Origin of the sequence: uncultured Dysosmobacter sp., assembly GCF_947631635.1 — a bacterium.
Taxonomy (GTDB): domain Bacteria; phylum Bacillota; class Clostridia; order Oscillospirales; family Oscillospiraceae; genus Oscillibacter.
Genome location: NZ_CANRMB010000007.1, coordinates 38,018 through 60,732, shown reverse-complemented (window position 1 = coordinate 60,732; position 22,715 = coordinate 38,018). Strand labels below are relative to the sequence as shown.

20 protein-coding genes are annotated in these 22,715 nt (G+C 60.9%); 15 read left to right on the top strand and 5 right to left on the bottom strand.

Annotation, left to right across the window (positions count from 1 at the left end):
• The first annotated feature begins 56 nt into the window (after nucleotides 1-56).
• The 4 genes from metG (at nucleotide 57) to Q0Z71_RS05485 (ending at nucleotide 4,173) form a co-directional block, all read left to right on the top strand.
• Entirely contained in the window at nucleotides 57-2,036 is a 1,980-nt protein-coding gene (gene metG / locus Q0Z71_RS05500) for a methionine--tRNA ligase (RefSeq protein WP_298019397.1), read from the top strand.
• A 4-nt stretch (nucleotides 2,037-2,040) separates the two neighbouring features.
• A complete protein-coding gene (locus Q0Z71_RS05495; RefSeq protein ID WP_298019395.1) occupies nucleotides 2,041-2,298 on the top strand; it encodes a hypothetical protein in 258 nt (85 codons plus the stop codon).
• 166 nt (nucleotides 2,299-2,464) lie between these two features.
• Nucleotides 2,465-3,232, top strand: coding sequence for a 3-hydroxybutyrate dehydrogenase (locus tag Q0Z71_RS05490; RefSeq protein WP_298019393.1), 768 nt, complete (start codon nucleotides 2,465-2,467; stop codon nucleotides 3,230-3,232).
• 8 nt (nucleotides 3,233-3,240) lie between these two features.
• Entirely contained in the window at nucleotides 3,241-4,173 is a 933-nt protein-coding gene (locus Q0Z71_RS05485; protein ID WP_298019391.1) for a 3-hydroxyacyl-CoA dehydrogenase family protein, read from the top strand.
• A gap of 132 nt (nucleotides 4,174-4,305) precedes the next feature.
• Here the strand turns inward: Q0Z71_RS05485 and thpR are convergent, their stop codons facing one another.
• Entirely contained in the window at nucleotides 4,306-4,803 is a 498-nt protein-coding gene (gene thpR / locus Q0Z71_RS05480) for an RNA 2',3'-cyclic phosphodiesterase (RefSeq protein ID WP_298019389.1), read from the bottom strand.
• Between the two features lie 91 nt (nucleotides 4,804-4,894).
• Here thpR and Q0Z71_RS05475 point away from each other — a divergent pair, with 91 nt between their 5' ends.
• From Q0Z71_RS05475 to Q0Z71_RS05465, 3 genes are all read left to right on the top strand, one after another.
• Complete coding sequence (locus tag Q0Z71_RS05475; protein ID WP_298019388.1) at nucleotides 4,895-5,554, top strand: HAD family phosphatase; 660 nt, start codon at nucleotides 4,895-4,897, stop codon at nucleotides 5,552-5,554.
• A 99-nt stretch (nucleotides 5,555-5,653) separates the two neighbouring features.
• Complete coding sequence (locus Q0Z71_RS05470) at nucleotides 5,654-6,142, top strand: RNA polymerase sigma factor (RefSeq protein ID WP_298019387.1); 489 nt, start codon at nucleotides 5,654-5,656, stop codon at nucleotides 6,140-6,142.
• Nucleotides 6,132-7,181: a DUF4825 domain-containing protein gene (locus Q0Z71_RS05465; RefSeq protein WP_298019386.1), complete on the top strand. Its 1,050-nt coding sequence runs from the start codon at nucleotides 6,132-6,134 to the stop codon at nucleotides 7,179-7,181. Before Q0Z71_RS05470 ends, Q0Z71_RS05465 begins: the two co-directional genes overlap by 11 nt.
• Before the next feature lie 59 nt (nucleotides 7,182-7,240).
• Here the strand turns inward: Q0Z71_RS05465 and Q0Z71_RS05460 are convergent, their stop codons facing one another.
• On the bottom strand, nucleotides 7,241-8,758 hold the full coding sequence (locus Q0Z71_RS05460) for a 4Fe-4S dicluster domain-containing protein (RefSeq protein ID WP_298019385.1): 1,518 nt from the start codon (nucleotides 8,756-8,758) through the stop codon (nucleotides 7,241-7,243).
• A 374-nt stretch (nucleotides 8,759-9,132) separates the two neighbouring features.
• On the opposite strand from Q0Z71_RS05460, the gene Q0Z71_RS05455 reads away from it, so the two are divergent.
• The 8 genes from Q0Z71_RS05455 to Q0Z71_RS05420 all read left to right on the top strand — a co-directional run bounded on the left by Q0Z71_RS05455 (nucleotide 9,133) and on the right by Q0Z71_RS05420 (nucleotide 17,112).
• Nucleotides 9,133-9,270, top strand: a complete 138-nt coding sequence (locus tag Q0Z71_RS05455; protein WP_363316683.1) for a hypothetical protein — start codon at nucleotides 9,133-9,135, stop codon at nucleotides 9,268-9,270.
• A 14-nt stretch (nucleotides 9,271-9,284) separates the two neighbouring features.
• A complete protein-coding gene (locus tag Q0Z71_RS05450) occupies nucleotides 9,285-9,656 on the top strand; it encodes a hypothetical protein (protein WP_298019384.1) in 372 nt (123 codons plus the stop codon).
• A 189-nt stretch (nucleotides 9,657-9,845) separates the two neighbouring features.
• Entirely contained in the window at nucleotides 9,846-10,862 is a 1,017-nt protein-coding gene (locus Q0Z71_RS05445; protein WP_298019383.1) for a DUF4340 domain-containing protein, read from the top strand.
• A 251-nt stretch (nucleotides 10,863-11,113) separates the two neighbouring features.
• Complete coding sequence (locus Q0Z71_RS05440; RefSeq protein WP_298019382.1) at nucleotides 11,114-11,794, top strand: response regulator transcription factor; 681 nt, start codon at nucleotides 11,114-11,116, stop codon at nucleotides 11,792-11,794.
• A 66-nt stretch (nucleotides 11,795-11,860) separates the two neighbouring features.
• Complete coding sequence (locus tag Q0Z71_RS05435) at nucleotides 11,861-13,090, top strand: cell wall metabolism sensor histidine kinase WalK (RefSeq protein ID WP_298019381.1); 1,230 nt, start codon at nucleotides 11,861-11,863, stop codon at nucleotides 13,088-13,090.
• 119 nt (nucleotides 13,091-13,209) lie between these two features.
• The gene (locus Q0Z71_RS05430; protein ID WP_298019380.1) at nucleotides 13,210-13,911 is read left to right on the top strand and encodes a response regulator transcription factor; all 702 of its coding nucleotides are present in this window, start codon (nucleotides 13,210-13,212) and stop codon (nucleotides 13,909-13,911) included.
• Nucleotides 13,883-16,153, top strand: coding sequence for a HAMP domain-containing sensor histidine kinase (locus tag Q0Z71_RS05425; RefSeq protein WP_298019379.1), 2,271 nt, complete (start codon nucleotides 13,883-13,885; stop codon nucleotides 16,151-16,153). The genes Q0Z71_RS05430 and Q0Z71_RS05425 overlap by 29 nt, the downstream gene beginning before the upstream one ends.
• 293 nt (nucleotides 16,154-16,446) lie before the next feature.
• Nucleotides 16,447-17,112, top strand: coding sequence for a hypothetical protein (locus tag Q0Z71_RS05420; RefSeq protein WP_298019378.1), 666 nt, complete (start codon nucleotides 16,447-16,449; stop codon nucleotides 17,110-17,112).
• Nucleotides 17,113-17,207: 95 nt separating this feature from the next.
• Here the strand turns inward: Q0Z71_RS05420 and Q0Z71_RS05415 are convergent, their stop codons facing one another.
• The 3 genes from Q0Z71_RS05415 to Q0Z71_RS05405 form a co-directional block, all read right to left on the bottom strand.
• Nucleotides 17,208-20,489 (bottom strand): S-layer homology domain-containing protein, encoded by a 3,282-nt coding sequence (locus Q0Z71_RS05415; protein WP_298019377.1) that lies wholly within the window; start codon nucleotides 20,487-20,489, stop codon nucleotides 17,208-17,210.
• A 299-nt stretch (nucleotides 20,490-20,788) separates the two neighbouring features.
• Nucleotides 20,789-22,063, bottom strand: coding sequence for a hypothetical protein (locus Q0Z71_RS05410; protein ID WP_298019375.1), 1,275 nt, complete (start codon nucleotides 22,061-22,063; stop codon nucleotides 20,789-20,791).
• A 167-nt stretch (nucleotides 22,064-22,230) separates the two neighbouring features.
• On the bottom strand, nucleotides 22,231-22,683 hold the full coding sequence (locus Q0Z71_RS05405) for a PaaI family thioesterase (RefSeq protein WP_298019373.1): 453 nt from the start codon (nucleotides 22,681-22,683) through the stop codon (nucleotides 22,231-22,233).
• Between the last annotated feature and the right edge of the window lie 32 nt (nucleotides 22,684-22,715).

Genomic DNA, 22,715 nt, shown 5'->3' with positions numbered 1-22,715 from the left:
ACGAGCAAATACCGGCGCTCTTTCATTCGGATGCGCCGTGATAAAGGAGAGTCCCCATGGAAAAGAAAAAGTTTTATGTCACCACCCCCATCTACTATCCCTCGGACAAGCTGCACATCGGCCACACCTACTGCACCGTGGCCACCGATACCCTGGCCCGCTACCACCGCCTCACCGGCGACGATGTCATGTTCCTCACCGGCACCGACGAGCATGGCCAGAAGATTGAGGAGAAGGCCAAGGAAGCCGGCATCACTCCCCAGGAGTTCGTGGACCGTATTGTGGACGGCCCCCGGGGCGTGCGGGACCTGTGGAAGCTGATGAACATCTCCAACGACCGCTTCATCCGCACCACCGACGACTATCATGTCCAGTCCATCCAATATATCTTCCGCAAGATGTACGACAATGGCGACATCTACAAGGGCACCTATAAGGGCAAATACTGCACACCCTGCGAGTCCTTCTGGACAGAGAGCCAGCTGAAGGACGGCTGCTGCCCCGACTGCGGCCGCCCCGTCAAGGATGCGGAGGAGGAGGCGTACTTTTTCCGGCTGAGCAAATACGCCGACCGTATCCGGGACCTGCTGGAAAACACCGACTTCCTCCAGCCCCGCTCCCGGGTGCATGAGATGGTCCGGAACTTCATCGACCCCGGTCTGGAGGACCTGTGCGTCTCCCGCACCAGCTTCTCCTGGGGCGTGCCCGTGGACTTTGACCCCGGTCACGTGGTCTATGTGTGGGTGGACGCCCTGAGCAACTATATCACCGCCCTGGGCTACGGCAACGACCGCTATGACGACTACGACAAGGGCTGGTGGCCCGGCATCAACATCGTGGGCAAGGAGATCGTGCGGTTCCACTCCATCATCTGGCCCGCCATGCTGATGAGCTTGGGCGAGCCAGTGCCCAAGAAGTGCTTCGGCCACGGCTGGCTGCTGCTGGACGGCGGCAAGATGTCCAAGTCCAAGGGCAACGTGGTGGACCCCTATATCCTGGCGGAGCAGTTCGGCGTGGACGCCCTGCGGTTCTTCCTGATGCGGACGTTCCCCTTCGGCTCCGACGGCAACTTCTCCAACGAGCTGCTGATCCAGACCATCAACACCGATCTGGCCAACGACCTGGGCAACCTGGTGTCCCGCACCACCGCCATGGTGGGCAAGTACTTCGGCGGCCAGCTGCCTGGGGGCTGCCGGAGCTGGGAGGCACCCGAGGAATATGACCGGGACCTGACCGCCATGGCCTCCGGCCTGCGGGACGCCTATGAGGCGCAGATGGAGGTCTTTGCCCCCCACAAGGCCCTGGAGGAGGTCTTTAAGGTCATCCAGCGGGCCAATAAGTATATCGACGAGAACGCCCCCTGGACGCTGGCCAAGGACATGGAGGCCAACGGCCCGCGGCTGGCCCATGTGCTGTACAACCTGCTGGAGTCCACCCGCATCTGCGGTATCCTGCTGACGCCTTTCATGCCGGAGAGCATGGAAAAGCTCTTCGTCCAGATCGGCGCCCCCGCTGACTGCCAGACCTGGGATTCCGCTGCCGTCTGGGGCCGCCTGCCGGAGACCGCCGCCGTCACCAAGGGCGAGAACCTGTTCCCCCGCATCGACATGGACAAGGCCCTGGAGGAGTTGGAGGCACTGGAAGCCGCTGCGAAAAAGGCCGCGCTGCCCGCCATTGAAATCGAACCCCAGCTGGAGGAGCAGGTGGACTTCGACACCTTCTGCAAGTCCGACTTCCGGGCCGTGAAGGTGAAGGCCTGCGAGGCTGTGAAGAAGAGCGCCAAGCTGCTGAAGTTCACGCTGGACGACGGCACCGGCATGGACCGGCAGATCCTGTCCGGCGTCCATGCCTGGTATGAGCCGGAGGAGCTGGTGGGCAAGACCCTGATCGCCATCGTGAACCTGCCGCCCCGGAAGATGATGGGCCTGGAGAGCAACGGCATGCTGATCTCCGCCGTCCACACCGCCCAGGGGGAGGAGAAGCTGAACCTCATCATGGTGGACGACGCCATCCCCGCAGGCGCAAAGCTCTGCTGATCGCATGAAAAAGGTCCCGGAAGCGGCAAATGCCGCCTCCGGGGCTTTTTCTTTCTGTCTGGTGGACAGTTTTTCTCCGGCGGCCCAGCAGCTGAGGGAGCCCTTTCAAAAAATCGTGGAGGACGCGGCCTGCGTCCCACTGGTGGACGAGATGCAGCATTGGGACATCGTTCTGGCCCGGAACCCCCACCGCTGCCTGTCCACCTCCTGCCGGGCCTTTATCAGCCACCTGTCCAAGCATCTTCCGCCGGATGATTTATAAAATATATTTATATATAAAATAAATAATTATAATTTATCATTATTTATAAATCGTACAAATCAAGTCTGTGGATTCGATCAATTGCAAACTCCGCCTCCCATGATACAATAAAAACAGATTTTCAGGTATTGGAGAATACCGCTCTGACTTTAGGAGGTATCTGGATATGAGATCCGCATTGATCACCGGCGCCGCGTCCGGTATTGGAAGGGCCTGCGCCCGGCGCATGGCGGAGGAGGGCTGGGGCGTTGTGGTGGCCGATGTCAATCTGCCCGCCGCGGAGGCCCTGGTCCGGGAGCTGACCGGAGGCGGCCTCTCCGCCATCGCCGTCCCCATGGACGTCTCCGACGAGCAGGCGGTGGAAGCCGGTTTTGACAAGATGGTGGAGACCTACGGTTCCTGCGACCTGGTGATGTCCAACGCCGGTGTCCAGATCGTCCATCCCTTTGACGAGTATCCCTTCGCGGACTGGAAAAAAATGATGGCCATCCATGCCGACGGCGCGTTTCTGGTATCCCGGGCGGCGTTCCGCCGCATGAAGGCCTCCGGTAAGGGGGGACGCATCGTGTTCACCGGCTCCGTCCAGTCCTTCGTGGGCTCCAAGCTCAAGGAGCCCTACAACTTCGCCAAGCACGGCGTGGCGGGCCTTGCCAAGGCCATTGCCCGGGAGGGTGCGGAGTACGGCATCTACACCTACACCATCTGCCCCAGCTTCATCAAAACCCCGCTGGTGGAAAAGCAGATCCCCGAGCAGGCCGCCTCTCTGGGCATCACCGAGGAGGAGGTCGTGAAAAACATCATGCTGCGGGACACGGTGGACGGCCAGTTCACCACGGTGGAGGATGTGGCCGATATGCTGGTGTTCCTGTCCAATGACCGGGGCGCCCTGACCGGCCAGTCCCTGCGCCTGACCCATGGCTGGGCCATGATGTGAGGTGCGCCGTGGAAAAGATCGCAGTTTATGGCTCCGGCACTATCGGCTCCTGTCAGGCGACGCTGATCATCGGCCACGGCCTGCCCTGCGTGGTCATCGGCCATTCGGAGGCAGGATTGGAGCGCTGCCGCAGGGCCGTTGCCCGGAATTGGGACGATCTGATCGCCGAGGGCCTTGCCTCGGAGAAAAACAAGCAGGCGGCCATGGCGCTTCTCACCATCACCAACGACCCCGCCGCCCTGGCGGGCTGCACCTTTGTCTTTGAGGCGGTGGCCGAGGGCACGGCGCAGAAGCAGGCAGTATATCAGGCCATTGAACGATATGCCACCCCGGAGGCCGTCACTGCCTCCTGCACCTCCTCCATCGACGCAGAGGTGCTGGCAAAGCTCACCGGCCGTCCGGAGCAGCTTTTGATCGCCCATCCCTTCCAGCCGGTGCACATGCTGCCGCTGGTGGAGGTGGTCCGCCACCAAAGGACTTCCGAGGAGAGCGTCTCCCGGACCATGGCCCTGCTGGAAACCCTTCACCGCCAAGTGGTGGTGCTGAACCGCAGCGTGCCGGGCTTTTTGGTGAACCGGTTCGCCCAGGCGCTGTTCCGGGAAGCCATCTACCTCATCGAACAGGACGTCACCACCGCCGCGGACATTGACAAGGCGGTGAAATACGCCATGGGGATGCGGTATGCCTCTATCGGCCTGCTAGAGTACTTCGACGCCGTGGGGTTTGACCTGGAGAGCACCATTGCCCGGAACGTCTATCCCGACCTGTGCGGCACCAGGGAGATCCAGTCCCTGGTGAAAGCGGGCCTCGCCAGCGGCAAGACCGGACAGGCGGCGGGGGAGGGGCTGTACGACTGGTCCCAGAAGGATGCCGACGACTTCCGCCGCCGGAAGCAGAGCCCCTATTTCGACGGGGTGAAGGCATGGACCATGCCGGGGTGACCGCTCCCCATGCAGGATATGATATAGTCAAATAACTTGAAAAGTGGTTTTGCCGCTTTTCAAGTTATTTGATGATACCATATGGCAAGAGCCGCAGGCGACGAAATCGCCTGCGGCTCTTTTTCAGTCCGCTCACAGCCTGACGCTGTAAATCTCCGTGTAGGTTAGTTTTCCATGGATGCGCTCGGACTTCATCAGGGACACCCGTTCCGCCCGCATGGAGACCTCTCGGACCGTCAGGCGGGGACATGGCCCCCGCCACTGGCGCACCAGCGTCACATGGGGCTTCCAAGGGCGTTTTTCGACGGAAAAGCCCTGGTCCCGCAAAGCCTGCTGGACGCCCAGGGCCAGTGCGGCCAATCTGGGATTTTCCCGAATGCCGGTCCACCACAGGTCTCCAAAATGTCCCAGGCCGCCCACGGTGAGAGAGACAGGCCCTCCTGTGCAGGCGGCCTCCAGGGCGGCCTTAGCCTCCGCTAACTTCTCCGTCTCTCCGATAAAAGCCAGGGTCAGATGAAAATTCTCCGGCCGGGTGAACCTGCCGGCGCCCTGTCTTTGTAGCGCGGCGGCCGCCTCCAGCAGGGAGGCCCGCACCGCCGGAGAAAACCGAATGGCAGCGAACAGCCGCATGGTGCGCCTCCTCTCATCGGTTTTTTTTGTATTCTATCCTGACATCATGTTACAATAGTTTCAAGTTCTGTGCAATACAAGCGAGGTTTTTATGAGACTGCAAAGCGCGATTTTTGATATGGACGGCACCCTGCTGGACTCCATGCCCATCTGGAAGGACCTGGGACCCAATATGCTCCGCTCCATGGGCATTGAGCCCGCCCCGGACCTGGCGGACCGGGTGATGGTGCTGACGCTCCGAGAGGGTGCGCAGCTGTGCAAAGAGGAATACGGCCTGCCCCTGTCGGTGGACGAGATCATCCAGCAGATCGAGGACCGGGTGTGCGATTTTTATGAGCATCAGGTCCAGGCCAAGCCCGGCGTTCAAAAGTTTTTGTCCCTGCTGAAAATGGAGGGCGTGTGGATGTACGTGGCCACCAACACGGACCGGCATCTGGCGGAGGCCGCCCTGCGCCACGCCGGGATCGACCAGTATTTCCGGGGGCTTCTGACCTGCTCCGAGATCGGCGCGGGAAAAAACGACAGCCCGGAGATCTATGAGCGGGCCATGACGCGCCTCCGCTCCACCAAGCGGGATACCGTCATCTTTGAGGACGCTGTCCACGCCATTCGGACCGCCAAGAGGGCCGGATTCCGGGTGTGCGGGGTGTACGATCCCTCCGCCGAGGCGGACCAGGCGGAGATCCGCCGGCTCTCGGACTACTATATCCGGTCCTTTGAGGAGATGTTTGAGACGGAGACGCTGGAATAACGCGAAGGATCTGACGGCGGAGCGCCGTCAGATTTTTTTCAGAGCTTTTGTAACGAATGCCCGTCCAGGAGGATATATGAGGTGAAAGGAGGGGAGACCATGGACGATATGGCCCGGATCTATCAGCAGTATGCCCAGACTGTCTATAAGTTTCTCCTCTCCCAGACCCATGACCAGGACCTGGCGGAAGAGCTGACCCAGGAGACGTTTTACCAGGCGGTCCGCTCCATCGGCCGGTTCGACGGCGGCTGTAAGGTCTCCGTCTGGCTGTGCCAGATTGCCAAGCACCTGTGGTATCAGCATCTGCGCAGACACCGGCGGGAGGCGCCTCTGCCGGAGGACGGCCCGAAAGGCCTGGTCTCCTCGGCGGAGGAGGGCCTCCTGGCCCGGGAGGGGCAGCTATCGCTGCTGCGCCAGATCCATGACCTACCGCCCGACGCCCGGGAGGTGGTCTATCTCCGGGCCTTTGGAGGCCTGAGCTTCCGGGAGATCGGCGATGTGATGGGCCGGACGGAGACCTGGGCCCGGGTGGTTTTTTACCGGAGCAAGGAAAAACTGCGGAACGGAGGAGCGAGCGATGAAAAATGATCTGACCTGCGCGGTGGTGCGGGACCTATTGCCATCCTACGTGGAGGGACTGACCTCTGCGGAGACCAACCGGGCGGTGGACGCCCACCTGTCGGCGTGCGCTGACTGTGCGGCGCGGAAGCGGGCCATGACGGCCCCTGAAACGCCTCCGGAGCAGGCGGAGACCGTCAAAGAGGTGGACTATCTGAAAAAGGTGAAGCGGCGGCGGTGGAAATGGGCGGCGGGCGCTGTTTTCTGCACGCTGGCACTGGTGGCGGCGGGCTTTGCCGCCAAGCTGTTTGTCATCGGGACCCCGGCTCAGGAGCAGGAGCTTGCTGTGGTCCAGTGGTCGGAGGACGGCGGTGTGCTCTCCCTTGCCATCTCCACGCCCTATTCCGGAACAGCGCACTGGGGCTGGACGGTGGAAATCAGCGATGGTGTGGCTGACATCCACGCCCGGTCCGTGCTGGTGTCGCCCCTGTTCCAAACAGGCGGCGGGACGGTGGAGATCCCCCTGGAGGGGATCCGGGAGGTCCGTCTCTGCGGACGGAGCGTCTGGCAGGACGGCGTGATCATTTCCAAGGAGGCCTGGGACCTGTACCAAGTGAAAACGCCCTATCTGGGGAACGCCCCCGCCCTGGGGGGAATCGCGGAGGCCCTGGGCATTCGCCTGAAGCTGGGCAACTATACCAACAGTCTCCAAACCTCGGAGCAGCCCTATGACTGGACGCTGGAATTTTCGGCCCCCATGACGGAGGCGCGGGCCAACCGCATGAACCTCCTCCTGACGCCCCGGGCGGTCATTATGCTGGCGCTGGTGGAAAATCTGGACCAGGTCACTTGGACCTATACGGACACCAAGGGCGCTTTTCACAGCCGGACTGTCACGGTGGAGGACGCCATGGACCTGCTGCGGGAACAGGTTTCCTATTATGCGAATGCAGAGGAGGCCGCGTCCTGCGGTCCCGTCTTGCCGGACAGCGTGAAGGATTGCGCCGAGACCCCGGCGGACCTCCAGCGGCTTTTGACGACGATCTGCTGCGACCCGATCAACGATTGACCGCTTATCGCAAAGCCAGGCCCCCGGCTTTCGCCGGGGGCCTGGCTCTCTGTTTCCGCTTATTCCTCGACCTCTTTCAGGCGGTCCAGGTGGGGGCTGGTGGTACAGCTCATCTCGGTGGCCTCGTTCTTGAACTTCTCCACACTGATGGCGCTCTGCTTCACCGGCTGGATGGTGCCGGCGCCGGCCACGCAGCCGCCGGGGCAGGCCATGCCCTCCAGCAGGTAGCCGTCCCGCTTGCCGGCCTTGGCCATGGCAAGCATCTTGCGGCACTCCCGCAGGCCGTCGCCGTACTCGATCTTGATCTCCCGGTCCGGATCGATGTGCCTGATGGCCTCCACCACAGCGGCGGCCACGCCGCCGCCCACGGCAAAGCCCCGGCCCATGCCGGTGCCCTCGTCCATGCTGTCGGTGGGGTCGGCCTCCACCTTGGAGAAATCGATCTCCTTGGCGTCGAACATGCCCTGGAGCTCTTCAAAGGTCAGCACAAAGTCCACGTCGGAGCGGACGGACTTCCGGTTGGCCTCCAGCTTCTTGGCGGCGCAGGGCCCGATGAACACGATGCGGGCGTCCGGATGGCCCTTCTTCACCATGCGGGCGGTGATGACCATGGGGGTCAGGGCCATGGAGATGTAGTCCTTGAACTCGGGGAACAGGGTCTTGGCCATCATGGACCATGCGGGACAGCAGGAGGTGCCCATCCAGGGCTGCTTGGCCGGGACCTCCTCCAGGAAGTCGTTGGCCTCCTCCACGGTGCAGAGGTCCGCGCCGATGGCCACCTCCACCACATCGGCAAAGCCCAGGGACCGCATGGCGGCCTTCAGCTTGGCGGGGGTGGCCTCCTTGCCGAACTGGCCCACAAAGGCAGGGGCCACGCAGGCGATGACCTTCTCGCCCCGCTTGATGGCGGTGATGATCTGGAAGATCTGGCTCTTGTCTGCGATGGCGGCAAAGGGGCAGTTCACCAGGCACATGCCGCAGGAGACGCACTTGTCATAGTTGATCTTGGCCCGGCCCAGCTCGTCGGAGCCGATGGCGTCCATGCCGCAGGCGGCGGCACAGGGGCGCTCGATCTTGCTGATGGCCCGGTAGGGGCACTGGTTGAAGCACTTGCCGCACTTGATGCATTTGTCCTGATCGATGTGGCAGTGCTTGTCCTTGTCCAGGTAGATGGCGTCCTTGGGACAGACGTTCATGCAGGGGTGGGAAATACAGCCCTGGCAGCTGTCCGTGATGCGGATCTGTTTGGGGGGACAGGCGTTGCAGGCAAAGGGGATGATGTTGACCAGGGGATTTTCAAAATACTTCTGGTCCGTGGCCGCCTCGTTGATACTGGCGGAAATGGGCATCTGCTCCTCGGCGGGCTGCAGGTTCATGCCCAGGGCCAGGCGCAGGCGCTCCTGCACGATGGCACGCTCCAGGAACACGTCGTGGCGGTGGTGGGCCACCTCGCCCTGGATCATCTTATAGGGGATCGTATCCACGCGGCTCAGATCGCCGCCCTCATAGGCCAGGCGTGCCACCTCCGTGAATACATTGCGGCGGATATCGTCTACCGCGCTGTGAACTCCTCTCATATCGCTTTCTCCTCCATTTTTCACCGGGCGGTCGCATTCCGCTCCGGGTACTTTATGTGATGCCGGATGATTGGCGTTCTCATTATAATAAACAGACGGCTCTTTTGCAAGGATATGTTCCTGGAAACCGTGTTTTTTTGGAGTATTTTCGCAGGAAAACCGAAAACGCACGCCGCGGCGTCCGGCGCCATGGCGTGCGTCTCCGGTTTCGGAGAAAAAATGCGAAAAAAGCAACCTCCTTAGAGGATGTGGCCACTATACGGCAAAAGCCTGAAACCAACCTTGAAATGCTTTTTATTTTTCTCCCGGTTTCAGGTGCGTTTCAGTTTCTGTGGGTATGGTAAGGGAACCATGCGTCAAACGGGGGCATTTTTGTGATCGAGGTCAAGGATCTGGTAAAGCAATACGGCGGCCGCCTCGCGGTGGACCACCTGAGCTTTACAGTGGAGGACGGGCAGATCTTCGGCCTGCTGGGGCCCAGCTGCCGGAGCGCTGGATCCAGTTCGGCCTGACGGACAGCGGCACCGTGGTGGTCACCTGCGAGGCCACCGGACGGCAGAAATCCTTTTCGATTGACGATATCATCGAATATGATATAATGTCTTATGATTACTATGGCGTTTACAACGAGACCGCCTTTGACGGCGAGGGGCTTTTGACCGCCGCGGTGGACGGTGTTCTCACTGCGGCGGCCCGGACGGTCTGCCAGACCTCCGGTCACAGGGAGGCCGCGCTCTCCGCCGATATGACGGAACAGCCGCAGCGCTCCCATATGGCCCCGGACTCTGTGAACCTGCTGCCAGGCGGCGGCGTCTGGGCGCTGCTGTTCATCCCGGTCATCCCCGGGGCACTGCTGGTTTTCGGCTTTGTCCGCTGGATGCGCCGCCGCAAGTTTTAGAACCTGTATTCACAAGCGTTTAACACCGTCTGAGTGGGTCTTTTCCCGCCATACTGCGTTGCTTTTCCTTGAAATACACAAACTTCCTGCGTCAAAGCGCCTTGTCTGCCGGGGAAATCCCGCGTCCATCCGGCATTCCCCGCTTGTGAATACAGGTTCTTAAATCACCACAACAGGAGGATCATCCACATGACTTGGAAAGAGAGACGGACCATCACCATCCTCAGCGCGATCCTGGCGGTTTTGTCCATCGCCCTGCTGATCGTACTCGGCATCCGATACCAGGCGTCCCGGGGGGACACCGGGGAGGACGGAGAGACCGCCGGCCCCCTGATCGCCGCGGAGCATGAATACACGGCACTGTCCTATGACAACGGCAGCGCGTCGCTGTCCTTCTCTCTGGACGAGGCGGGGAATTGGATCTGGAGCGACGATCCGGATTTCCCCCTGGACGACGCCGTCATCACCGCCATCATCGACGAGCTGTCCACCCTGAAGCCCCAGCAGACCATCACCAACGGCGACACGCTGGAGAGCTATGGCCTGGACAATCCCACGGCAGCCCTCACCGCCACCACCGCCAAGGACGCTGTGCTGACCCTGTCCCTGGGCAAGGCCACCACCGACGGAGACAGCTACTACATGCTGATGAACGGCGACGAGTCCACGGTCTATATCATCGCAGACACGCTGTATAACCACCTGAAAACGCCCATTTACGACATGATGGTCCTACCGGAACTGCCGGAGCTGACGGAGCGCAATATTCAATCCATCACGATTCAGGGCACTGCCGGAGAGGACGGCACCGCCGCTCTCTCCACGGTGCTGAACGCCCGGCACACAGGGGAGGGGGATTCCACGGAGACCTCCTGGCGCTGCGGCGGCAGCGACGTCACCGGCAATGAGACCGTGCAGGCCCTGCTGGAGGACCTGACCGGCCTGTCCATCGACCGGTGCGTGGACTACCGCCCCTCCGACGAGGCCCTCTCCATCTGCGGTTTTGACTCCCCCGCCGCCACTTTGACAGTGGAATACACCACGGGCACCGACGCCAGCCAGACCCTGACGCTGTATATCGGCATCAAGGCCGCCAGCGGCGACGGCCGCTACGTGCAGCTGAAGGACGACACCACCATCTACCTGCTGCCCACAGCGTCCCTGGACCCGCTGATGCGGATCTCCGTCAACGGACTGGAAGCATAGACCAAACGGGACAGGGGGCGTTGAAAACGTCCCCTTGTCCACATGAGCACTTTTATAGTCCATTCACTTAAAAAATCGCACAGGATTTTTCAAGCGGGCGATGCCCGCTGTGCGTAAAGCGCACAGCGATTGCCTATGAAATGCAAACCAAGACCGCGGTCCGCGGCCTGCCACAGCGCACATGTGCTGTGACATTTGAAAAGTGAATTGATCACTTTTCAAGTGATTTGATTATAAAAGGAGGGTCCCTGATGCGGGTATTGATCGTTGAGGACGAGATCCGTCTGGCCGCCACGCTCCAGGACCTGCTGGAGCTGAACGGCTACACCGCCGACACCTGCCACGACGGCGAGGCGGGCCTGGACAACGCCTTGTCCGCCATTTATGATGTGGTGATCCTGGATGTGATGCTGCCCAAGCTGGACGGCTTCACCGTGCTCCGCCGCCTGCGGGCCGCCGGAAACGCCACGCCGGTGCTGCTGCTCACCGCCCGCTCCGAGGTGGCGGACCGGGTGGAGGGACTGGACTGCGGCGCGGACTACTATCTCACCAAGCCCTTTGAGCCCAAGGAGCTGCTGGCCTGCATCCGGGCGCTGACCCGCCGCCAGCCGGAGCTGCGGAACACCGACCTGCTGGAATACGGCGACCTGAAATTGGAGAAAAGCTCCTTCACCCTCTCCTGCGGAGAGCGGTCCGTCCGCCTGAGCCGCAAGGAGTTCGACATGATGGAGCTTTTGATGCTGAACCGGGAGATCGTGCTCACCAAGGAGACCCTGCTTTTGAAGATCTGGGGCTACGAATCCGACGCGGAGGACAACAACGTGGAGGTCTATATCTCCTTTCTCCGCAAGAAGCTGGACCACCTTCATTCCAAGGTGAAAATCAAGACCATCCGGATGGTGGGCTACTGTCTGGAAACTGCCGCAAATTGACTTTTTCCACGTTTTCCACCATTTTTTTCCACGTTTTCCACAAACTTTTCAACAGGAGGGGCTGTCATGATCCGAAAGCTGCGGCTGAAATTTGTCGCCATCTGCATGTCCATGGTCACCGCCGTTCTGGCTGTGATCTTCCTCTCCGTGTTTTTCTCCATGCAGCGGAACATCGAGGACCTGAGCCGCCAGCTTTTGTACCGCGTCGCCCAGGAGGACGCCGGTTCCGGTCAGCGCCGCCCGGATATCAGCATCGCCATCGGGGAGGACCGGGTCGTCCTGCTGCCCTACTTCACCGTGAACGTGTGGCCCAGCGGCGGCACCTATACCGCCTATGTCACCGGCGGCACCTACGCGGACCTGGACAATACCCAGGAGCTCACCGCCATTTTGCAGGACTGCCTGAGCCAGCCGGAATCCGAGGGCATCATCCAGGACTATCATCTGCGCTATCTGCGGCGGGACAACGGCCTGTATCAAAAGGTGGCCTTTGTGGACATGTCCATGGAACGCGCCATGCTGCAGGAGATGATGGGCAGCTATCTGGTCATCGGCGCCGCGGCGCTTTTGCTGCTGCTGGGCGTCTCCATTTTGCTGTCCTGGTGGGCCACCCGCCCGGTGGAAAAGGCCTGGCGGCAGCAGCGCCAGTTCCTCTCCGACGCCTCCCATGAGCTGAAAACGCCCTTGACGGTCATCCTCTCCAACGCGGAGCTGCTGGAGACCGCGCCGCTTTCGGACAAGCCCGCCCGGTGGGCGGACAACATCCGCTCCGAGGCCATTCAGATGAAATCCCTGGTGGAGGAAATGCTCACCCTGGCCCGGGCGGACAACATGGTCCGCACCGCCGTTTTAAGCGAGACCTCCCTCTCCGACGTGGCCGCCGACTGCGCCCTGGCCTTTGAGCCGGTGGCCTTTGAGGCAGGCAAGCCCTTAGATTACCAAATCACAGAGGACGTGACCGTCCTGGGCGACCGGGACAAGCTGCGGCAGCTGGTTGGCGTTCTGCTGGACAACGCCATCAAATACGGCGCCGGCGCCGTCACCCTCTCCCTGCAAAAGACGGACCGGCAGGCAAGGCTGGTGGTCTCCAATCCCGGCGAGCCTATCCCCGCCCAGCAGCTGAGCCGCCTGTTCGAGCGGTTCTACCGGGCGGACGCCTCCCGGGGCGAGCAGTCCGGCTTTGGGCTGGGCCTGCCCATCGCCCGGACCATCGCGGAGGAGCACGGCGGCAGCCTGAGAGCCGAGAGCGACGCCATATCCACACGGTTCATCTTCACCATGCCCCTGAAAAAATGAGCACAGCGCCAATGAGCTTCATTGGCGCTGTTTCTGCAATCTTAAGAAATCTGTAAGAATTTTGTCAGGAGACCCGTCAGAATTTCCCGGTATCCTGAAACTGCTAGGAGGGAAACAGCATGAACGAATGCATCCTGGTCGTGGACGACGACCCCGAGATCGTGGGCGCCATCGCCATCACTCTGGAGCGGGAGGGCTACCGGGTGCTCCGGGCCTGCAACGGCATGGAGGCCCTGGACCTGTGCCTGGACCCGGCGGTGCGGCTCATCCTCATCGACGTGATGATGCCCAGGCTGGACGGCCTGTCCGCCCTCATCCGCATCCGGGAGAAGCGGAATCTGCCCATCATCGTCCTCTCCGCCAAAAGCGAGGACACCGACAAGATCCTGGGCCTCTCCATGGGGGCGGACGACTACATCACCAAGCCCTACAATCCCCAGGAGCTGACGGCCCGGGTGCGGAGCCAGCTGCGGCGGTACACGTCTCTGGGGGACATCCACGCCGAGGGCCGGAAGCATCTCATCGTCAACGGGCGGCTGACCTACGATCCGGACAGTCTGGTCCTGCAGGCGGACGGGGAGGCGGTGCGGCTGACGCCCACGGAGACAAAGATCGTGGACCTGCTGATGCGGAACCCCGGCCGCATCTTCCCGGCGGAGGAGATCTACCGCCGGGTGTGGAGCGAGGACGCCTATTCCTGCGAGAACACAGTGATGGTGCACATCCGGCGCATTCGGGAAAAAATTGAGCTGAATCCCAAGGAGCCAGATTATATCAAGGTGGTGTGGGGCATTGGATACAAAATGGAACAGCATGGATAGGGCGCCGGAAGAGCCCCTGGAACAGGCGGCGGAGCCGATCCAGGACGAGGTAAAGGAAGGGGACAGCGTTCCGAAAAGGGGACGGCATGTCAAAGCGGTCATCGCCTTTCTGGCCTTTGTGCTGGGCGTGAGCCTGGTGCTGGGGAGCCTGGGCGCCATGGCGGGACGGCTGATCGCCCAGCGGGGCAGTCCGGAGTGGCAGGTGTCCGACTGGCAGGAGACAGAGGCCTTTCGTGCGGAGGTAGCGGATTATTTGCAGGATTTTCTGTCTTTGGGCGCCGGAGAGCATCTGAACTGGTACGGCACGAATGTGGTGCAGGAGGGCGGATACGGTTCGGCCCGGTGGTATGGGGTGACCTATTCGGATGCCATTGAGGCAGATTCGGACTTTTCCTCAAGCTCCCCGGTGCCCTCTGATAAGGATCTCTATTACCGGAATGACAAAAGTGTGCTGTACCGGGTGACCAACGCAAAGAAGGATATCTACTACAGCAATGTGGATGACAGCCAGGCACTGTCCATCTACAACAAGCTGCCGGAGGGCTACAACTTCATGCTGGCCTTCCTCCATGGCAAGGTCACCATCGTCAAGGACGGCCAGACGCTGGACGTCTACGGCGACGGCATCTATGACGCGGACTCCGACTGGTTCGTTCCCGGCTATGAGAACTTCCCGGCGGGGGAGGGCGTGGAGGACGTATCCGTATACATGGCCGTGCGGGAGACGCCCCTCCAGTACTTCACCCAAAACGGCGTGCAGACCGCCCGGATGTACTGGGTATATGAACGCCTCCAGGAGGCCCGGGCGTTCTATTTCCGGCAGGCGGTGCTGCTGGGCGTTGGCGTTCTGTTTCTGCTTTTGTGGCTGGCCCTGCGGCGGGAGAAAAGGCTGGCGGATCAGAAGCTGGCCTCCTGGACCCTCCATATCTGGACAGAGCCGCGCCTTTTGGCTGTGGCGGCCTGCCTGCTGTGGATGACCGCCGGAAATCCGGCGGCGTCGGAGCTGGCCTGGGCGTCCCGCTATGATATCTTTGAAAACTGGGACTATTGGGCCAGCCTTGTGGGACGGTATCTCCTGCTCCTTCCAGTGTCCAATATCCCCGCCCTGCTGGGGCTGGTGTGGGTGCTGTGGCTCATTCACAACGACCACCGGTACAACCCCAGGGAGAAGCACCGAAGCCTTTGGCGCCTGATCTCCATCCGGCTTCCGCGGTATACGTTCCAAAAGCGTATGAATTGGCTGAACCGCGCCGCGCTTGTTCTGATCTGCGTGTTCCCTGCGGCGGGAGTTCTGCTGACGATCAGCCTGGGTCTCTCCCCGCAGCACTGGCTGTTCTGGCTTATGGCGGCATTTCCGGTCATCGCCGCCGCGGCGCTTCTGCTGATCCTGCGGAAACACGCGGCGCTGGCCCAGGACATCGGCCTGCTCTCCGGCCAGGTGGAGGCCATCCGGAACGGCGACCTCTCCACGCCGCTGGACCTGCCGGAGGACGCAGACCTGCGGCAGACGGCCGAAGCCCTCAACGACATCCAGGCCGGGCTGCACACGGCTCTGGCGGAGCAGACCCGCAGCGAGCGGATGAAGGTGGAGCTGGTGTCCAACGTGTCCCATGACCTGAAAACGCCCCTGACCTCCATTCTCTCCTACGCGGAGCTGCTGCGGCAGGAGCCGCTGGAGGGCGCGGCGGCGGACTACGCCCGCATCATCGACGAGAAGGCCCAGCGCCTGCGCTCCATGGTGCAGGACGTATTCGACATCAGCAAGGCCGCGGCGGACCAGCTGCCCGTCCGGCTGGAGCGGCTGGACCTGGCCAAGCTCCTGCGGCAGACCCTGGCGGACATGGACGATCCCATCCAAGCCAGTCACCTGACCTTCAAAATCGACCTGCCGGACGCGCCGGTAGAGATCGTGGCGGACGGCAGACGGCTGTACCGGGTGTTCCAGAACCTGATCCAGAACGCCCTGCAATACGCCCTGGAGGGCAGCCGGGTCCATCTGACGCTGACCACGGAGGCGGGAAAGGCTGCGGCCTCCCTCCGCAACGTCTCCCGGGAGGAGCTGCCTCAGGGCGTGGACTTCACCGCCCGGTTCGTCCGGGGAGACGCGAGCCGCACCGACGGCGGCAGCGGTCTGGGCCTCTCCATCGCAAGCAGCTTTACCGAGGCCTGCGGCGGGGAATTCCGGGTGGAGACTGTGGCGGACCTGTTTACCGCCGTGGTGACCTTCCCCCTGGCGGATTGAAAAAAGTCCCGCTCCAAATGGAGCGGGACAATTTTTTTGCCCCATGGCGCACGGCGGCGTGCAACTTTTTCCTACACTACCGGAGGTAGTGTAGGGCTTTTTTCCGCGGGGACACAGCGGGGGAGAACGATGGAGACCGCCCCAGACGGTCCCGGTGGAGGCCCTGCAAGTCTCAGGTGGGGGCGGGCCGTGTCCGGCGGGCCTTGGCGAGGGCCGGACGGACGGGGGAAGCGGCCCGCCTCAGCCGTTTTCAGCGGGGGTGACAAATCAAAAAATAGAGGGAGAGACTCGTTTTGCTGCAAACGGAACACTATCAACTGAATCAATGGGACTTTGAGGACCCGATCCTCATGGCGGATTTCAACCACGACAACCAAACAATCGACGCGGCCCTGCACGGTCTGGCGGGGCAGGTGGCGGAGAAGGCCGACGCCTCCGCGGTGAACAGCCTGACCGCCCAGGTGAGCCAGAAGGCGGAGCAGACCGCGCTGGCGGCGGAGGAAGCCGCCCGCATCAACGGGGACAAGGCGGAAAAAGCCGCCCGGGAGGCGGCGGTGGCGGCGCTGGACAAACGGGCGGGGGCACAGCTGATCCGGGTGGAAACCATGGATCAGGCGGCGACCAGTTTTCCCGTGCCTCTGAACGACATCAACTGGGCGGACTGGCGGGAGGTCCATTTCATCTTTCAGACGGAGGATCCCTCTGTCCAATGCAGTATCTCATTCAACGGAAGCTCCTCCATGTATATCGACAGCTACATCGGCCCCTGCTGGCATGTCATCGCCTGCCCCTGCTTCACGCCCTCACAGCCCATCGGCGGCTTTATCCATCCATTCAATAGGACCTACGGCACCTTCTGTTCCAAAGATTCCTTCCAGAAGGTGAAGTCTTTGAGTATCAGCACGTATGAGGGCACTTTTCAGCCCGGCACCTCCGTCACCATCTGGGGCGTCAAGTGAGTTTCCCAAACTGACGTGGACGCAAAAGCCCCGCTCCCTCAGGAGCGGGGCTTTTGTTATCTCAACACAGATGTGTTTTGATAAATCGCTTTTGATTAGCTAACCGTTACAGTGTATTCCTTGGTAGTACCATCCTCGGCAGTGCCGGTTACGGTTTCGACGTCAGCAGTCCAGTTGCTACCATCATAGGTCAGAATAATTTGTTCGGGGCTGCAGGAACCCAGAGCGGCTGCGGTCACTTTCATAGTGATGGTATCACCGTTGTTATCACCGCTACCGTTCGTGACAGAGATAGAAATACCGGAGTCGTTTACTGTCGCCGTAGCTGAGGGATTAGAACCCGTGTTGGAGATACTTTCCTGAGCAACACTAGGTTGGGTTTGGTTGCTCTTTTTCTCAACAACCACCAGGACCTCGGGGGTGCCGTTGCCGACAGTGAAGGTAGCGGGCAGACCTGATTTGTACTTGTAACCAGCGGGGATCGTTACATCAGTCAGTTCCACGGTTCCCAGCACGCCGGCTTCAGCAGATGCCTTCACAGCCTGAGTGCCGACCGCAGTGCCCTTGTCGCCACTGGTGGTAACATAGTACACAGCCACGTTGACGGTCTCGCCGGGAATCTTGCTGACAGTCACGGTAACAGCGACATTGCTCTTCACGTTCTCGACGGTGTAGACGCCGTTTTTGTCTGCCTTCAGGGTCGTGGAGCCGGCCTTGACGCTGTCGATCTGATAGCCTTCAACGGCCTCAATGGTGAAGTCCACGTCGTCGCCCTTTTCATCAGCCTCGATGGTGACAGCCTTGGTGACCTTCTTGCCGTCCACCGTATAGTTATAGGTTCTATCGGCAGAGTCGATGGTCACACCATAGGTAGCAGCGGCGGCCTTCACTTCCTCAACGAACAGGGCCTGGACCATGTAGTCCTTAGCGCGCAGGTAGACAACGTCGTTGTCGTCCTGGGACAGAGCCTTGTAGGAGCTCTCGCTGATTTCGCCGTCCTTATCCACATAGTAGTAGGTGGCGTCCTCATCGCAGGTGATGGTGTAGTCGTAGGCAGAACCATTCTTACCAACCAGAACGGTGTACTCCTTGGAGACCTTGTCGATACCCTCATCGACCAGATAGCCCTTCTCACCATCGAAGGTGTCGCTGGCATAGGTCTTCAGGTCGGTGATGATGCCGTACTTGTCGACAGAGTAGCTCTTGTACAGGCCGTTCAGGGTCTTCTTGACAGTCTTGCTGTAAGAATCGCCCCCTTCGACCTCAAGCTTCTTGCCATCGACGGTAACGTCGTCAGCCACCTTGACAGTGGTGATCTCGTCGTCCACAACAGCGTTGTACTCGAAGTAGTCGCCGTCAGCGTCGTGGATCAGGTTGGAGACAGACTCCTTGGCCAGGAACACGGTCTTGCTGACGCCGTCAGTGACTTCAACGTTCTCTTCGGGCAGAACGAACATGATGGTGACCATCTTGCCGTTCTTGCAGTAGTAGTACACGTTGACCTGGTCATTTTCGGCGGCGCTCGTCTTGATGGAAGGAGCGTTCTTAATGCCGGTGTAGGCGGTGTAATCGTCGATGTCGTCGATCTTCTTGCCCTCTTCGCCGACCACGAAGACGGAAGCGCTGTTGGCGGTGACCGTAGTATCGCCGTCAATCTTGATGCCAGCCTTGTCGTTGGTCATCTCAAAGGTGCTTAGGTTCGCCTTGGCAACAGTGGTGTTGACAGCCTTCAGGGTGTACACGCCGTCGTCGTCCACCTTGTAGGTGACAATCTCGTCAACCAGGCTGGTGTAATTCTTCTCAGTCTCCACGACCTTGGAGGTGCCGTCAGCGAAGACCAGCTCGGCCTTCTTGCCAACAAAGGAGCCCTTGTCAGCGGCAGCGCGGACCAGAGCATAGTCGGTGGACTCGTTCTCCTCCACGTAGATCATGTAGCCATAGGCATCCAGGTAGATGGTGTAGTCTTCCTTGACGGTGACGTCGCCCAGGTTCTGACCGGCGATGTTGGCAGAGGCCTTGTAGCGCTCGCCGTCGATGGTCAGGGCCTTCTTGTCGGTGACGTTGGTGTCGGAGTTCTCGGCCTTGGTGACGGTGCCGGAGACTTCCTCGGCCACGGCCACGGACTTGACCTCGTCAGTATCCTCGGAGTAAGTAAACAGGACATAGGCGTCGTCCTCGAACTCCTCGTTGGTCTCAAACTTCAGGATGCCGGACACGCCCTTAGGCGCGGACTCGGGAGCGATCTCAACATAGGCGTCCTTGTCGCCCTTGGCGGCCACGGACTTGTTGATGGTGCCCACATAGGTCTGGACGCTGGTGACGATAACGGAGTCATCATCATCGTTGTAGAAGACCTCGGTCAGAACGCCGTTGCCGGCGGCAGCGATCTTGTCCTCGCTGCCCTTCTTGATGGCGATGCTGGCAGCCTCGACGCCGTTGTTGTAAACCTCAACGTCAGCCTTGGCAATGGTGCTGCCCAGGTCCAGGTCCTTGTAGATGTCCTTGGACTTGACGCTGCCGGTGTAGGTCACGTCGGCCTTGTCGGCATAGGTGCCGATCTTCTCAGACTTCACCTTCCAAACGTTGGCGGGGCGGGCGAAGTCGTCGGAGCCCTTGGTAACGCTCAGATTGGTGAAGTACTTCTCGGCGAACTGCATCTCGCCGTCCTCGGCGAAGATGTTGCCGTCGGTCTTGGAGGTGTTCTTCACGACCTCGGCCTTGGAGCCAGCGATGACGACCTCAGCGCCGCCAACGGTTACGGAGGTGCGGGAGTCATATTGGACCATGTCGGCGGTCATGGTGTTCAGGGCGTACAGGCAGGCCTGCTCACGGGTGGCGTAATCAGTGCCCACGAACTCCTCCACCATGTCATCGGTCAGGCCGATGTTCAAAGCGCGCTTGGCAACGGCGATGGACCAGTTGTCGCCCACATAACCTTCGATGTCGGCGTCATAGCCCAGAGCGCCCAGCAGCATCTTCATGAACGCATAGTTCGTCAGAGTGGCGCCGGGACGGAAGGAGCCGTCAGCGTAGCCGGAGATAATGCCCTGCTGCTGGCAGTAAGCAATGTAACCGGCAAAGGTGTGGTTGACAGGGACATCCTTGTAGGGAGCCGTGTCGGCGGACAGGGCAGAGGCAGTGGTGGGGCCCAAGATCAGGTTGCAGATGATCTTGGCGGCGGCACCACGAGTCAGTGTGCCCTGGGGATTGAAGGAACCGTCGGGATAACCGTCGATAACCTTCACTGCGGACATCACGTCGACAGCTTCTTTGTACTGTACCTTGCTGTCATCGGTGAAGCCCTTGGCGCCGGCGCTGACGGTGACCAGAGACATGACCATCACCAGAGCCAGAACCATAGAAAGGAACTTCTTCATGGGGTATTTTCCTCCTTTAAATTTTTGCGGTCAGGACGCTTCTGCCGTTGAAACCGATCCGGGCTTCATGCGGCGGCTAGCAAGTGTCCGCATCAGGCTCGGAATGGCCTGTCGGGCTGAATCGCCTCCCGCTGGTGTTAATCTACAACGTTCCTTTCGAAATGTCCATAAGTTATTGTCTTTTGTTACATCATTGTAACTCGTTCGTCAATTTGATTTTGAAATTTGATTCTAATCGTAATTAAAAGAACGAGAGAGCTGGTACACATGACCAACTCTCACATTTTTTTGCTATTCATTTATAACTTATCAGGCAATTGGTACTTTCGGCCCACCTGCACGATGTCGCCGTCCTGGACCATGCGGCGCAGAAGCGTGCCGCACTGGCGGACGTCGGTCCCCAGCTCCACCGCAAAGGCCGCGCAGCTGGCGGAGCGCTCCTTTTCCAGCAGGCGGAGCACCCGGGCACGCTGCTCCTCCGGCGGGACCGCAGCACCGGGAAGGTAATATTTCATCCCCACCGGCATCAAAACGCCGTCCTCACACAGAATGCGGAGCATGTGGCCCGCCGTCTGGTCCGGCAGATCCAGCAGCTTTGCCGCCGCAGACCGCTTGATGGGGCCGTTTTGCCGGATCCAGGCGGTGAGCTTTTCCCCGGCGTCCCTTCGGGCGTAAGCACGGTTCAGGTCCTTCAGGGACAGCCGGTCCATCCCAGCCCGCACCAGCGCCGTCCGGGCCAGCCGGGAGATCCGCTCCGCGGGATAGGCTTTTCCTGTTCTCGGTGCGGTCAGGACCCTTGCTTTCGGCCTGCTGCGGCGGGCCGAAAGCAGATCCAGCAGGGTGGGGGAGAGGTGGATGGTCCCGGACGGCAGTGTCAAGGTCCCGGCGGGCAGGTCCACGCCGGACCAGCGGAGCTCCGCGATCTCCCGCAGGTCCGCTCCGGCGTCCAGCGCCAGAAACACGGCCAGAACGCCGTCTGTACTGCCCTCCCGGCGGGCCAGTTCCTCCAGGGCCGCCCGGTCGATCTCCGGGCGCTCGCCCACGGGACCGGCTTTTGCGGGACGCATTTTTTCAGCGGGAAGGTCCTCCTCCGCCGCCAAGCGCATCAGCCAGTGGACGTTCATGCCGGTGACGCGGGCGGCGTGCTCCAGTCCGCCGGAGCCGATCTGCCGCAGGGTGTAATCCGTGCGGAGGTCCCCCAGGGTGACGCCCTCCAACCCCTCGGCCTGGAGGGCCGTCCGCGCCAGGTTGGAGACGGAGTAGACCGCCAGCGGCTTATGGCGGCTGTCCGACAGAAGCACCCGGCCGCTGGCTCTCACGCGGCCCTGGCAGTCCCGCAGGTCCTCTAAATACCTCTTTAATTCCCCGGACAGGGGGATGGCCCGCTCCGAGATCTGAAGCGTGCCCTCATTCAGGTACACGCCTGCCCAGGTGAGGGCGGAGATCTCTTTTCTCTGCAATCCGGCCTGCCAGGCCAGCCGCAGGACCGTACCCGCGGCGGTCCCGTACTCCCGGTCCAAAAGCGCCCGGAGGGGTGCTTCCGCCGGCTTGTGAAAGGATCTGCACTCTGTCATTCCACGCCTCCTTCCGGTTAGAACGCTTTTATTTGATAGGATATGGCCGGTGCGTCTGAGAATGTGTAAAAGGGATGCAGGCGGGCCGACGCCTGCCAAAGAGGGCAGCGCCGCTGTTTCTCACGCGATCCGCCGAGCTTTCCCGTTTTTCCAGTACACAGACGATATCATGCCCCAGTGTTTGGCCGGCATTCATTCGGACTTATCTTTTGGTCCATCAGGGCCTTGTCCACGCAGAAAAATGTGAATTCGCCGGTGGCGATCAGCTTGCCGCCTTCTCCTGTGATATCCACCGCCACCAGGCAGGTGGACTTGCCGCGGTGCCGGACATAGGCCTCCGCCCGGACAGTTCCCGCGGACTGGTTGCGCAGGAAGTGGAGGGCGCTGGTCTGGGTAACATAGTAGCGCCCGTCGGTGTGGGCCGCGGTGCCGCTGGCATTGTCCGCCATGGTGTAGATGGCTCCGCCGTGGACCATGCCGTAGGGGTTTTTGCTCTCCGGCCGGATCACCAGCCGGAATACCGCCCGGTCCCGCTCCACGGATTCCATCTCGATATGATTATGGCGCATAAAGGCGTTTTTTTTGTACCGCTCCAAAAGCTGCTGTTCTAGTTCGTTCATAGGACGCTCCTTGTTGTGAGATTTAGGGACAG